We start from the raw sequence: 12672 nt of genomic DNA, 5'->3' as shown, positions 1-12672 counted from the left end.
TACAAACAAATATAGAATTTGGAAATGGACATCATCTTAGGAATTGGGTCGCGGATAAGACACGCTGAGTTTGGGATTGGAGTTATTATCAATACAAAATCAACGGGCTATGTTGTGACTTTTGTCGAAACCGGCATCAAAATAGTAAAGTTCGACACAGTTCTGGACGTGATTGAAGAGGTGGAGCCGGATCGTGACCTGATCAGTTTATTTGATGTGGAGCAATCCCTGGCCCGGATTTTGCAAAAATGGATGGGTACAACGGAAGTGGTGCCCCTGGGGGATAAATGGAAAGGCGGTAAGCTGATTTTAAAGCCGGGTCGCACCGATTTGGCTCCGAAAGAAATGCCGATCGATGTATTCTTTCACAAAATCGTCATGGTGCGCGATCGGTTACGGGTGCTGGAGCAACGGGTTAACGCCAGTTCGCTCGGTGAAGAAGAGAAGGTTAACCTTCAGCAGTACATCACCCGCATTTACGGGAGCCTGACATCGTTTAACCTGTTGTTTAAACAAACGGAACATTACTTCACCGGCGAAAAAACGGCCGTGGAATCGTAGATACTGAAAATAATAAATGTGATTTGGGTTAGGGTTAACCGACGAAGGAGTGCCCGCTGTTTTTGACGGCGGGCACTTTTGTTGATTAAGAACGCGGGTGAAAATCTGTGATGATCTGCTTGAGGTAATCCCGGTCGAGGTGCGTATAAATCTCGGTAGTTGTGATGGATTCATGCCCGAGCATCTGCTGAACGGCCCGCAAATCGGCCCCGCCCTCGATCAGATGCGTTGCAAACGAGTGCCGGAACGTGTGGGGGCTGATCTCCTTTTGAACTCCGGCTTCAATGGCCAATTTCTTGATGATTTTGAAAACCGAAACGCGCGAGAGCGTGCTGCCCCGCAGATTTAAGAAAACCGTGTCTTCGGCTCCTTTCTGAATGTCCAGTTGGCTCCGGACGTGCTCCACGTACAGCGTGGTGTGTTTGATGGCGTCTTTGCCGATGGGCACCAGCCGCATCTTGTTACCTTTTCCGGTGATCCGGATAAATCCCACTTCAAAATAACAGTTGGTCAGCCGCAGGTCGAGGAGTTCGGAGACGCGCAGGCCGGAACTGTACAGCATTTCAATCATGGCGCGGTCGCGGGTGCCGCCGGGCGTCGAGAGATCGATGGCGCTCAGAATGGCTTCAATTTCCGGGAAGCTGAGCGTGTCGGGCAGTTTCCGGCTAAGTTTTGGGCCGTCGATGAGCTGCGTCGGATCGGTTTGAATCGCGTTTTCCAGCAGCAAAAATTTATAGAACCCTTTCAGACCGGACAGGATGCGGGCCTGTGACTGGGCCGACAACCCCAGATCCGTCAGGTACGCCAGAAAATCGAAGATCAGGTCTTCGGTAACCCCAACGGGGGCAACGGTTTCGCCGGACAATTCCAGAAATTCACGCAACTTGGTAACGTCGCGCAGGTAGGCTTCAACGGAATTTTCGGCCAGCGAACGTTCCAGTTTCAGGTAGTTTTTAAATGCGTTAATGTAACTTTGCCACACGGTATCGGTACGAAATCCTGCCTGCGAATTACGGTTTAATCCCGACAAACGCAAAGCTGGGGGAACCGTATTTCAGATCCGCCCTGTTTTCCCACCCTCAAACCTCTGGCTATGAAACAGATTCTTATTTTGAACGGACCCAACCTGAACCTGCTGGGCAAGCGCGAACCGGAGATTTACGGCAGTCGTACCTTCGTCGATTACCTGAAAACCATCGAGCAGACTTTTCCGGATGTACAGATTCGGTATTTTCAGTCCAACCACGAGGGCGAACTAATCGATAAAATTCACGAATTGGGCTTTACCATCGACGGCATTGTGATCAATGCCGGGGCTTATACCCATACGTCCATTGCCCTGGCGGATGCGCTGTCGGCGGTGACGGCCCCCGCGGTTGAAGTTCATATTTCCAATGTACACGCCCGCGAAGCGTTTCGGCACCACAGCTATTTATCGGCCAAGTGCAAAGGTGTTATCGTTGGGCTGGGCCTGATGGGATACGATCTGGCCGTACGGTATTTAATAGGTCTGGGCGAACAGCCCGCAAAATAGAACCCATGATTACATTCTATCCCGGTCCTTCCAAAGTCTATCCGCAGGTGGCCGAATACGCGCAGGAAGCCGTTCGGTCGGGCGTGGTGAGCCTAAACCACCGGAGCGCCGGTTTCATGGACATTGTGAAAGAGACGGTCCGGTTGCTGCACGAAAAACTGGCGATTCCGGCGCATTACCACATCGCCTTTGTTTCGTCGGCAACGGAATGCTGGGAGATTGTGGCGCAATCGCTGACGGTAACGACGAGTTTGCATCCGTACGGTGGGGCTTTCGGAAGGAAGTGGATGGAATACGCACACCGCATCAAACCGATGATTATGCCCGGCGAAGCCGATGTGCTGTGCGTGGTGCAGAACGAAACGTCGAACGGTACGCAGGTCCGGATGAACACGCTGGCCCAATTCCGGCGGGAGTTCAGCGGGCTGATAGCGGTTGATGCGGTTTCGTCGCTGGGTGGGCTGATGTTTGACTGGACGCTGGCCGATGTCTGGTTTGCGTCGGTTCAGAAATGCCTGGGTTTACCCGCCGGGCTGGCCGTGTTGGTTTATTCCCCCAACGCGCTGAAGCAGGCCCAAATTATCGACGACCGGCAGTATTACAACAGCCTGCTGTTTATTCACGAAAATATTGAAAAACACCAGACGCCCTTTACGCCAAACGGTCTGGGAATTTACCTGCTGATGAAGGTGTTGCAGCAGGTACCGCCTATTGCCGAGCTGGATGAATTAATCCGGACCCGGGCCGCCGACTGGTACCGGTTTGTGGCCGAAGAAACCCCCTGGAAGCTGCTGATCGAAAACCCGGAGCAACGCTCGGACACGGTAATTGCCGTTCAGGGAAGTGAAGCGCAAATCCGGGCGGTAAAAAACGCGGCCCAACAGGGCGGTATTACGCTGGGGAACGGCTATGGCGACTGGAAATCCACGACGTTTCGAATTGCCAACTTTCCCGCTATCGAGGACTGGGAGATTGATAAACTGAAATCGTTTTTACGGACCTATCGGACGGATGCTGAATTTTAAGGAAATCATATCGGTTACACTCATCCTGTTTTCGGTTATTGATGTCATCGGGTCGTTGCCGATCATCATCGACCTGCGCCGAAAAGTTGGCAAGATCGAGTCGGAGAAAGCAACGCTGGCATCGGCGCTGCTGATGATCTTGTTTCTGTACGTCGGTGAATCCATTCTGAAACTGTTCGGGGTGGATGTGTCGTCCTTTGCCGTGGCGGGGGCGCTGATTATTTTTCTGCTGGGTCTGGAAATGATTCTGGGGCGAAACATCTTTAAATCCGAAGAGCACAGCACCGGGGCCGCCCACATTGTACCCATTGCGTTTCCGCTCATTGCCGGAGCCGGAACTATGACCACTATTCTGTCGCTGAAAGCCGAATACGCCACTGCCAACATCCTGGTGGGAATCCTGATCAACCTGGTACTGATTTACATCGTGCTGAAATCATCGGAGTGGATCGAACACCGCATCGGACCGGGAGGGACGGATATTTTGCGGAAGGTTTTCGGCATAATTTTACTCGCAATCGCTATTAAATTGTTTAAAAATAACTTCTAATGCAGACTCCTGATTCATTAAATGCTGTTGCTGAATTCCACCGAACTTTTCACCATCCGGTGCTGGACCAACCCCAGATACCGTCTGAAACCCGCTGTAAACTCCGGGTGGCGTTGCTGGCCGAAGAGTTGAAGGAACTGGAGGTTGCTATTCTGGAAAAAGACATTGTTGAAGTGGCCGATGCACTCTGTGATTTGCAGTACGTCCTGGCCGGAGCGATTCTGGAATTCGGTCTGGGCGAAAAATTCAAAACGCTGTTCGACGAGGTGCAGCGCTCAAATCTCAGCAAAGCCTGCTTAACGGTTGAAGAAGCCGAAGCGACGGTGCAACATTACCAGGAAAAAGGCGTGGAGTGCCACTACGTTGAATCCGACGGCAAATACCTGGTCTACCGGACGGTCGATAACAAGACGCTGAAAAATGTCAACTATTCACCGGCCAGTCTGGAAGCGCTTTTAAAGTAAGCTAAAAAAGTCCGGACCGGTCAACTGACCGGCCGGAGCTTCCAATAACCTAAATAAATTACAGAAAATTATCGGGTTGCGAAACGTAATTGAGTGCGTTGAGAAAATCCATTATCCAAACTCAGGCGCCGGCTTGGATTTATTGAATGAGTTTGTCTGTCGATAATTCAGGCTGACCGGCTTCTGAATTTTGCCACGAATTTTAAAGAACCACAGTGTCAATCCCGCCAGAACCACTCCGGCAATGCCGAGGTAGGTAAGTAGGGGGGCAACGTCGTCAAGTGGATGCAGGTCCGTTACAAACAGCGAAGTTACCTGCTCGGCCATTTTTAACATGACAGTGGGAAACAGCCCCATTAGAAGCAAGCTCAGACCCGCTATTGCTTTGGGCAGAATCATATCATCAGAAACTTCCTTGGCCTGAACAGAGGCTTCTGACCGGGGCGCGTCCAAAAATACTTTCCGGAATACGTTGGTAAAACCGTACAGCGACCAGCCAATCAGCAAAGTTAGAACCAGCATTATTGTCCAGATCAACCCGTGCAGCAGGGCATTGTCGACCGCGAGCCCTTTGAGTAGTCCGGCATAGATCAGGGTTTCGGAGATGGAAATAGTAAGAGGAGGGATTCCGCAAAGTGCCAGCAGTCCGATTGAAAACAACAGTGAAGTTTTAGGCATACTGTTCATCAGCCCGCCCAATTGGTCGAAGTTACGGGTGTGCGTAGCGCGGTAAATAGAGCCGACACTCTGGAAGAGCAGTGATTTCGATAGGGCATGGGTGAGAATATGGAGAATACCCCCGGTAAAGCCCAAAGCCGCCAAAGCGGGCATATTAAAAGCAAGGCCCAGCACTCCGGCTCCAATTCCAATACCGATGATACCGGTATGAGTAATGCTGCTGTACGCCAGTAATTTCTTGCTATCCTGCTGGGTAAATGTATACCGGAGGCCTACGAAAGCGGTCAGGATAGATACCGTCATGATAATCAATCCAACGGGAAGCCAATCCATGTGCATCGAGACCAACACCCGCAGAATACCGTAGATGCCCATTTGCGTCAGGATGCTGGACATAATACCGGAAACGTGGGAGGGGGCCGTCAGGTGCGTCGGCGGAAGCCAGGTGTGCAACGGAGCAAAACCGGCGTAAATGCCAAATCCGAGAAAAAATAACAGAAATACCGGCAGTGAACCGTGACTACTGAAGTACGTATCGAGGCTCTCGAAGCCGAAGGCAGCACCGTTGGTTTTGGCAATCAGGAAAGCCGCCGTGATCAATCCGAACCCGATTTGCATTTGCAGAAGGTACTTGAAGCCGGTTTTCAGAATCTCTTTCCGTTGGGCTTCAAAAACCACCAGGCCAAAGGCCGACAGGGTCATTAGTTGCCAGGCGGCAAGAAAGGCGGCCCCGTCGCGCAGGGTATTGACCAGAATCAGGGAGATATGCAGCCACAAAAGCGCCAGGTGATGCAACGACAACCGCACATCCGACAGCGTTTTACGGTATAGTTTCAAGTAGCCGTTGGCGTATAGCAAACCGATCAGGAGGGTGAGGCTGATGATGGCTAAAAAGAAAGCGGATAGGCTATCAATATTAGCCGAGAGATTGAGGCCCACTATTTCGAGCAGGTTGAACTGCATCAGGCCGCCCGTCGATAGTGCCCGGAACGCCCAGGAAGAAGCCGTGACAATGAGTAGCGTGTGAAGAAACAGACTGAAAAAATATTTCGTCTGCGACCGGAATAAAAATACTCCGCAGCTACTTAAGGCCGTAAAGATCAAGACAGCAGACTCCATGCACAAGTTAATCGTAACGCTGGAGTAAAATTCCTGCTGCCCCGTTAAAAGTAAATTAAGCCTGAGTTAAAAACGGGTTAAATCAGGATTTTAGCGGGTTATTCGTCTACTTCAAAAGCTATGGTTTTTTCAACATTGGCTGTTTTTCGGACCGGCAATGTTACTCCGAAGCGCGTCCCCTGACCGATTTCAGAGTCGACCCGAATATGACCCTTGTGAATGGAAATAATTCGTTGGGTGAGGGCCAGGCCAATGCCGTGGCCGATGATGCCAGAGGTTGTTTCGGAGCGGAAGAAGGGTTCGAACAAATGCGGGATGTCATCCGGCGGAATGCCGTAGCCGTGGTCGGTAAACGTTAATTGGACGTGATCGGGGCCTACGTTTAGCGTTACGGTAATGGCGTGGTCTTTCGAGTATTTACACCCGTTTTCGATCAGGTTCTGAAAAGCCATCTGTAGGAGTGATTCCTCACCCATTATAATCAACTCTTCCTCCGTACCAGGCAGATTTTCGTATTCAATATCAATTCGGTATTCCCGGTTCTTTTTGAGCAGCTGGCTTCGGGCCTGCCAAAGTTGTTCATCAATGCGTACGGGCTTGAAGGAGAGCGTACCCGCATCCGCATTAACCCGGGCCAGTTCGAGCAGACCGTTCACCAGTTTGTTCATCTTGTTGCCTTCTTCCAGCACACTCTCCAGAGCTTGCTTGTATTCTGTTTCATTGCGGGTCTGCATCAGCGCCACTTCCACCTGGCCAATCATCACAGTCAGGGGCGTCCGGAGTTCGTGGGAAGCATGAGAAACAAAATTCTTCTGAAGAATAAAAGCCTGTTCCAGGCGGTTCAACATTTCGTTGAACGTAACCGCCAGTTTTGCCAGTTCGTCTTTGGGCCTTCCAACGTGCAGCCGGGCGTAAATGTTGGTAGCCGAGATGGCGTTGACCTGGTCAATGATGTGTGAAACGGGTTTGAGCGCATCACCAGCAAAAAACCAGCCCGCCAGCAGAACGATGCCCATACTGCCCAGGCAGCTAAAAAACAGGATGTCCCGCAGCGATTGCAGCTTGGTGAAGCCATACCGGTCGATGGCCGTAGCCACAACGACCAGATCCCGATTGTGGTTATCCGGGTACCGCACACCGAGGGTTTCGACTTCCCCCTTGCGTTGAAAGATTTCTTTCCCGCTGCGGACCTGGTCCAGGAACTGCAGCGTAACGGGTTCCTGTTTGGAATCGGTGGAGTGAAGGATGCGGTTGTTGGGCAAATAAATAGTCACATGTCCTTTGTAAAAGGACATGTAATTGATTTCAATCTGCTGCAGCATTTCCTCCGTAATTCCGCTTACTTCAACGTTTTCCAGCAACTTGGCCGTTGCAAACGCATTCTGTCGAAGCCGTTCATAAAACTCCCGTTCGCGGTATTGGTCGAACAGGTAATAGATGGATAGCGAAAACAGCAGGAGGATGGAACCAACCAGCAGCGCAAAAAGTACAGTTAGGCGAGTACGGATGTTCATAGCGGTAGCAGACTGTAGAAGAAAAACGCCCGACAAACCCGTATTTGCCTGGCTGCTCTACTCTTCTTTCAACATATATCCCATACCGATTACCGTGTGAATCAGCTTAACGGGGAAATCTTTATCAACTTTTTTGCGTAGAAAATTTACATAGACATCAATTACGTTGGTACCGGTATCGAAATGAATATCCCACACTTTCTCGGCAATATCGATGCGCGAAACAACCCGGTTGCGGTTGCGCATCAGGTACTCCAGAAGTGCGAATTCTTTGGCGGTCAGCTCGATGCGCTTTCCCCCCCGCCGGGCGATCTTTTCATTTAGGTCGAGCTCCAGATCGGCTACCCGGAGCAGGTTCGCCTGCATGCTGGTATCGATAGTCCGTTTGCTCAAGGCCCGCAGCCGGGCAAGCAGTTCCCGAAATTCAAATGGTTTGACGAGGTAATCATCCGCGCCGGCTTCAAACCCCGCTACTTTATTATCGAGTGAGCCCATCGCTGTCAGCATCAGGATCGGTGTTTTGATATTTTCCGAGCGAAGGGATTTGGCCAAATCATAGCCGTTCATTTTCGGAACGTTCACATCCAGCACGATCACATCGTAATTAACGCTTAAAGCCATGTTGCGCCCGATCTGACCATCATAGGCTACATCTACTTCAAATGATTGTTCTTCAAGTCCTTTTTTAACGAATGAAGCGAGTTTAGGTTCGTCTTCTACCACCAAAATTTTCATAACTGTTCTTTCAGGAAGTGGATAAATTTGCTAGCGAAATACTACATATTAAGCAATAAAACAAAAAAGCTACCCGAAATACACCTTCAGGTAGCTTTTTTCATCCTATCCACACCATTCAAAACTGATTAAGACATCAGCTTTGACGTTCAACCTCCCTGTATAAAGTCTTAACTTAGATGTCAGGGAAAATTTTACTCTTCAAAAGTAGAAGAGCGAGATTAAACCGGCGTTAAAGAGAGGTTAAAATCAGCTAAAAGAGGCTGAGGATCAAAAACAAAAAAGCTATCCGAGAGTACCCGAATAGCTTTCCGACTATATCCACACCATTTAAAAACAGCCGCCCGTTCAGGCTTAGGCTGCCTTTGTCAATGACCTGTTGGTGCAGGTCTATATCTTTATGTCTTGATTCTCAAATTTATCTGCAAATATAGCAGTTGTTTACAGCATCAGCACCACGTCAGTCCAAAAAAACGAAGAAAACTACCTAGTTATTTCATCAATTGGCTAATAAACGTTGGCTAATGAAGCCAAATTAGGCCTTGGAGCCATTAAATTGTCGCTTTTTGGTCAAATGACAAAATATTTCTCATTAAAATTAGAGCCAGTATCCTTTTTGTAGCCAACTATGTTAGGTAATGGTTACAAAAAAGCGAAACGTCTGGCTGGCAAACGTTTCGCTCTCTATCATAACGTTGAGCAAATTAATAATGAGAGCCGGTTTCGTGAGCAAAACCGGCTGCCAATTTTTTACTCAGCTTTTATTGATTGCTTCGCGGAGTCCACACCAGCGTGGGCTTTATCAGCTACGTTTTCAACGGCGTTGTTGAAGTCATCTTTGTTTTGGCTACCCTTATCCTGGATTTTATCAGTCCATTGGTTCACCTGCTGGTTGACTTGCGATTTAACCTGGTCGACTTGTGACTTCACCTGCTCAACGCCCTTATTCCACTGGTCTTGTAAATCCTTGGTGCGTTTGTCAGCTTCGTCTTGAATCCACTGACGGCTTTCCCGGCCACTTTTCGGGGCTGTCAAAAGGCCCGCAACGACGCCGGTGATAAATCCTAACAGAAAATCTCTTGAACTTCTCATGGTGTTTCCGATTTTAAAGTTGTTAAATGCCACTACAGTGAGCAAGCGTTAATTAGTATTTGGAGTTCCGTTCTGCCTGTTGGATGGCATCTTTCGAACGTGAAGCTACGGTGTCAACTGCATCGTTGTATTTCGAAGTCAATGAATCTTTAGTGTCTTCATATTGGCTGCGAATACTGTTGAACCCGTTTGTGATTGTATCCTGCAAATCTTTGAGGAATTTGTCAGAGTCATTCGTGATCTTTTTACGGGTATCCTTACCGCTACGGGGAGCTAATAATAAACCCAGGGCAGCCCCTGTTAATATTGCAACTACGAGTCCACTGAAATTCGATTTCATAACCTTTCAAACGGTTTAAGTGAAAAATGATACCGCCCACGGCGGATTACGACAACTACTCAGAAAATTTTGTACCACACTCTGCTGTAACCAGCGCGGTATATGATTAACTAATTGTTAGTCAGAATGTTTAAATTGATGCAGCGTAAATAGCTGATTGTCGGTTGGCGGAGGGGTCTGAGGAAGATTTTCTACAAACTGTAGAATAAGACTGAGGATATGTTTAGGCACTTCAGCACGATACGCCACTCAAAATAATGTACGCAGCAATCAATTGGGAAGAAGTAGGGGAAACAAAAAATCCCTGCACTCAAATCTGATGCAGGGATTCCGTACCCACCGTAACTTGTACTTAACCTAAAATGAAACCACCTAAACCTAAACGTATCGCTAGGGTTGTAATAGCGAAATATCTACAGTCAATTGACCATCAGGTCAACGGCGTTCTTAAATGATGTGCGATTGATTAAACACCCCGTCCTCGAATTACGCGAAGCAAGATTGCAACGATAGCTATCACCAGTAGTATGTGAATCAGGTTGTTGCCGGCAAGACCCGTCCCGAGTATCCCAAAAAAGCCCAATGCCCAGATGATAATCAGAATAACGGCGACTGTGTAGAGCAAGTTTCCCATTGTTATCGTTTAGTAAGCCGAGTAATTTATATAGTGGATGCTTATGTCGAGTTAATATGAAAATGTTATGCCAAAAGTACAATAAGGAATACGTCATCTCTGAAAAATGCAAAAAATGGCACGTTTGTAGGACCATTTCTCGAAAAATGCTGGAGGGATTTAGGCATCAGCTCTATGATTTGAGCTCTTTAGTGTAGAAAAAAATACACAGTTGTAGAATAAAGTTGTAGAGAAAAGAACACCTTTTGGTGAAATATGAAATTATTTATACCACTATTTAAAAGAGCTATTTTATATTTTTTTTAAAATAGCCTCTATTTTACCCTAAATTCGACTGATTGCCCCAAAAGCGTGCCAAAAGATCATTTTAGGCACATTATTATCTATAGGATTTTATAATGTAATTTTTGAATGGTGAAACACGGTAAAACTTGGTATACGTATGAGAGGCTGGCAAACCGGAAGTCAATATAAGCCGGTTATATCAAATATGATGAACACAAAGAGAGTTCTAATAGTCGACGACGAAGCAGATATATGTTTATTACTTTCCGGTTTGTTGATGCGGATGGGGTATCAGCCAACTTGTGCCAATTTTCTGGAAGAAGGCCGGCAGCGATTAGCACAGCAAACGTATGATGCTGTGTTTCTTGATTTAAGCCTGCCGGACGGTGTTGGGTTTGAGCTTTTGTCTCACATCCGAACCATGGCTGACAAAACCAAAGTAATCATGATTAGTGCTTTCGATGGAATTGCAGAGCGTAAAAGAGCGTCACAGGAAGGGGCCGATTATTTTATTGGTAAACCTTTTAACCGTAAGACCATCGAACAGGCTTTACAATATATCCAAGTTTAGTTAACTTTATACCCACGTTTATTTTAACGGACACTGTAACTGTCCTTATATGGAAAGAATCTTAATCGTTGACGATAATACGGATATATGCCTGCTTTTAGAACGCTTTCTGTCAAAACAAGGATATAAGACGGCTTCTGTTCAACGAGGAGATGACGCCTTGACTCTTCTGCGAAAAGACTCGTTCGAACTGGTTATCTGTGATTTCAAGCTGCCCGATGTGGACGGCTTAGAAATGCTGCGTCGCATTAAAATACTGGATCAAACTACCGCAGTTATTATCATTACGGGTTATTCCGATGTTCGGATGGCCGTGCAAACGGTTAAGCACGGAGCCTATGACTATGTGACCAAGCCGCTGTATCCGGACGAAATTCTTTACACCATCAAAAGTGCGCTTGATCGTCGCAGCCAGCTGGTCGATTCCCGCTCGGTGGCCGTTGTTGCCGCGGACGACCACGAGGACGAAATGCCCGAAGTGAGCCCGGTTAAACCCGTAGCCCGTTCTCCCAAAACGGGAACTGTCATTAATGGGGGACGGCGGTTTATTTTCGGTAAAAGCCGCGCTGCCGAAATGCTTCAGAAACACATCGATCTGATTGCTCCGACGAATATGTCGGTTATCATAACGGGTGAAACCGGTACGGGAAAAGAGTTTGTGGCCAATGCTATTCACCAGAAAAGCAAACGTGCTGGAAAGCCATTCGTCGCTATCGATTGCGGAGCGCTCTCTAAAGAACTGGCCGGTAGTGAACTTTTCGGGCATGTCAAAGGATCATTTACGGGGGCTACGTCCGACAAGATGGGGAGTTTTGAGTACGCTAATGGCGGAACCTTATTTTTGGACGAAATCGGTAACCTCTCCTACGAAAATCAGATTAAACTGCTGCGTGTTCTACAGGAACGCAAAATTCGTCGCATTGGAAGCAATACGGATATTTTAGTCGATGTGCGGATTCTGGTCGCAACCAACGAAGACCTGCGGGAAGCCGTTCGGCAAGGGCGCTTTCGGGAAGATATTTTCCACCGCCTGGACGAGTTCCGCATTGAATTGACCCCCCTGCGGGACCGTAAAGCCGATATTCTCCTTTTCGCGGAACATTTTCTGGATATCGCCAATGAACAATTGGAAAAGAATGTCCAAGGTTTTGACGAAGAAGTAAAAGAAAAACTGAAAGAATATTATTGGCATGGTAACCTTCGCGAAATTCAGAACGTCGTGAAGAGGGCCGTACTGCTGGCGCAGGGCGATATAATTACCCTGGATTGTCTGCCGTTCGAAATTATTTCACCCACCTACGCCATAGAGGATAGTGGTACGGTGGTATCGACGGTGGCTCCGGCAAATAATTTAAAATCCGTGTCGGAAAACGCAGAACGCGCTGCCATTATTAAAGTGCTTGAGAAAACCGGCTACAACAAAACGAAAGCTGCTGAAGTACTTAATATCGACCGGAAAACGCTTTACAATAAGCTTAAAGCTTACGATATCCATCTCTAAAAGAATGCACAACTAGTCATGATTAGACGTTTTTTACGCTCTTTCATCACTAATTGTGCATTTTTTCTT

Annotated in this window: 14 protein-coding genes; 7 read left to right on the top strand and 7 right to left on the bottom strand. The window is 47.8% G+C overall.

The window, feature by feature from the left end:
- The first annotated feature begins 24 nt into the window (after positions 1–24).
- A complete protein-coding gene (locus tag OQ371_RS00660) occupies positions 25–561 on the top strand; it encodes a DUF8685 domain-containing protein (protein ID WP_265991676.1) in 537 nt (178 codons plus the stop codon).
- 85 nt (positions 562–646) lie between these two features.
- Here the strand turns inward: OQ371_RS00660 and xerD are convergent, their stop codons facing one another.
- On the bottom strand, positions 647–1543 hold the full coding sequence (xerD, locus tag OQ371_RS00655; RefSeq protein ID WP_265991675.1) for a site-specific tyrosine recombinase XerD: 897 nt from the start codon (positions 1541–1543) through the stop codon (positions 647–649).
- A 111-nt stretch (positions 1544–1654) separates the two neighbouring features.
- On the opposite strand from xerD, the gene aroQ reads away from it, so the two are divergent.
- Genes aroQ through OQ371_RS00635 form a run of 4 tightly spaced genes read left to right on the top strand, consistent with a single transcriptional unit; the run spans position 1655 to position 4134 of the window.
- Complete coding sequence (aroQ, locus tag OQ371_RS00650; protein ID WP_265991674.1) at positions 1655–2095, top strand: type II 3-dehydroquinate dehydratase; 441 nt, start codon at positions 1655–1657, stop codon at positions 2093–2095.
- Between the two features lie 5 nt (positions 2096–2100).
- Entirely contained in the window at positions 2101–3120 is a 1020-nt protein-coding gene (locus tag OQ371_RS00645; RefSeq protein WP_265991672.1) for an aminotransferase class V-fold PLP-dependent enzyme, read from the top strand.
- On the top strand, positions 3107–3670 hold the full coding sequence (locus tag OQ371_RS00640) for a MarC family protein (protein WP_265991670.1): 564 nt from the start codon (positions 3107–3109) through the stop codon (positions 3668–3670). Before OQ371_RS00645 ends, OQ371_RS00640 begins: the two co-directional genes overlap by 14 nt.
- Positions 3670–4134, top strand: coding sequence for a pyrophosphohydrolase domain-containing protein (locus OQ371_RS00635; RefSeq protein ID WP_265991669.1), 465 nt, complete (start codon positions 3670–3672; stop codon positions 4132–4134). Before OQ371_RS00640 ends, OQ371_RS00635 begins: the two co-directional genes overlap by 1 nt.
- Positions 4135–4245: 111 nt before the next feature.
- Here the strand turns inward: OQ371_RS00635 and OQ371_RS00630 are convergent, their stop codons facing one another.
- The 6 genes from OQ371_RS00630 to OQ371_RS00605 all read right to left on the bottom strand — a co-directional run bounded on the left by OQ371_RS00630 (position 4246) and on the right by OQ371_RS00605 (position 10246).
- Complete coding sequence (locus OQ371_RS00630; protein WP_265991667.1) at positions 4246–5931, bottom strand: proton-conducting transporter transmembrane domain-containing protein; 1686 nt, start codon at positions 5929–5931, stop codon at positions 4246–4248.
- 98 nt (positions 5932–6029) lie between these two features.
- On the bottom strand, positions 6030–7445 hold the full coding sequence (locus OQ371_RS00625; protein WP_265991665.1) for a HAMP domain-containing sensor histidine kinase: 1416 nt from the start codon (positions 7443–7445) through the stop codon (positions 6030–6032).
- Between the two features lie 57 nt (positions 7446–7502).
- The gene (locus tag OQ371_RS00620; protein ID WP_265991662.1) at positions 7503–8180 is read right to left on the bottom strand and encodes a response regulator; all 678 of its coding nucleotides are present in this window, start codon (positions 8178–8180) and stop codon (positions 7503–7505) included.
- A 750-nt stretch (positions 8181–8930) separates the two neighbouring features.
- Entirely contained in the window at positions 8931–9272 is a 342-nt protein-coding gene (locus tag OQ371_RS00615) for a YtxH domain-containing protein (protein ID WP_265991660.1), read from the bottom strand.
- A gap of 52 nt (positions 9273–9324) precedes the next feature.
- A complete protein-coding gene (locus tag OQ371_RS00610) occupies positions 9325–9612 on the bottom strand; it encodes a YtxH domain-containing protein (RefSeq protein ID WP_265991658.1) in 288 nt (95 codons plus the stop codon).
- Positions 9613–10078: 466 nt separating this feature from the next.
- Positions 10079–10246 carry a lmo0937 family membrane protein gene (locus OQ371_RS00605; RefSeq protein WP_134033013.1) on the bottom strand — a complete coding sequence of 56 codons (168 nt, stop codon included), beginning with the start codon at positions 10244–10246 and terminating at the stop codon, positions 10079–10081.
- A 442-nt stretch (positions 10247–10688) separates the two neighbouring features.
- Here OQ371_RS00605 and OQ371_RS00600 point away from each other — a divergent pair, with 442 nt between their 5' ends.
- A complete protein-coding gene (locus OQ371_RS00600; RefSeq protein ID WP_265991654.1) occupies positions 10689–11102 on the top strand; it encodes a response regulator in 414 nt (137 codons plus the stop codon).
- Between the two features lie 49 nt (positions 11103–11151).
- Positions 11152–12603 (top strand): sigma-54-dependent transcriptional regulator, encoded by a 1452-nt coding sequence (locus tag OQ371_RS00595; RefSeq protein WP_265991652.1) that lies wholly within the window; start codon positions 11152–11154, stop codon positions 12601–12603.
- Positions 12604–12672 lie beyond the last annotated feature (69 nt).

It is taken from the genome of Larkinella insperata, from assembly GCF_026248825.1.
In the GTDB taxonomy this organism is placed as follows: Bacteria; Bacteroidota; Bacteroidia; order Cytophagales; family Spirosomataceae; genus Larkinella; species Larkinella insperata.
This window is presented reverse-complemented; position numbering and strand designations above follow the sequence as displayed.

Bases quoted from the DNA above. Each gene is read 5' to 3' on its own strand.
- OQ371_RS00660 (WP_265991676.1), top strand. From the start codon at position 25: ATGGACATCATCTTAGGAATTGGGTCGCGGATAAGACACGCTGAGTTT.
- aroQ (WP_265991674.1), top strand. From the start codon at position 1,655: ATGAAACAGATTCTTATTTTGAACGGACCCAACCTGAACCTGCTGGGC.
- OQ371_RS00645 (WP_265991672.1), top strand. From the start codon at position 2,101: ATGATTACATTCTATCCCGGTCCTTCCAAAGTCTATCCGCAGGTGGCC.
- OQ371_RS00640 (WP_265991670.1), top strand. From the start codon at position 3,107: ATGCTGAATTTTAAGGAAATCATATCGGTTACACTCATCCTGTTTTCG.
- OQ371_RS00635 (WP_265991669.1), top strand. From the start codon at position 3,670: ATGCAGACTCCTGATTCATTAAATGCTGTTGCTGAATTCCACCGAACT.
- OQ371_RS00630 (WP_265991667.1), bottom strand. From the start codon at position 5,931: ATGGAGTCTGCTGTCTTGATCTTTACGGCCTTAAGTAGCTGCGGAGTA.
- OQ371_RS00625 (WP_265991665.1), bottom strand. From the start codon at position 7,445: ATGAACATCCGTACTCGCCTAACTGTACTTTTTGCGCTGCTGGTTGGT.
- OQ371_RS00620 (WP_265991662.1), bottom strand. From the start codon at position 8,180: ATGAAAATTTTGGTGGTAGAAGACGAACCTAAACTCGCTTCATTCGTT.
- OQ371_RS00615 (WP_265991660.1), bottom strand. From the start codon at position 9,272: ATGAGAAGTTCAAGAGATTTTCTGTTAGGATTTATCACCGGCGTCGTT.
- OQ371_RS00610 (WP_265991658.1), bottom strand. From the start codon at position 9,612: ATGAAATCGAATTTCAGTGGACTCGTAGTTGCAATATTAACAGGGGCT.
- OQ371_RS00605 (WP_134033013.1), bottom strand. From the start codon at position 10,246: ATGGGAAACTTGCTCTACACAGTCGCCGTTATTCTGATTATCATCTGG.
- OQ371_RS00600 (WP_265991654.1), top strand. From the start codon at position 10,689: ATGAGAGGCTGGCAAACCGGAAGTCAATATAAGCCGGTTATATCAAAT.
- OQ371_RS00595 (WP_265991652.1), top strand. From the start codon at position 11,152: ATGGAAAGAATCTTAATCGTTGACGATAATACGGATATATGCCTGCTT.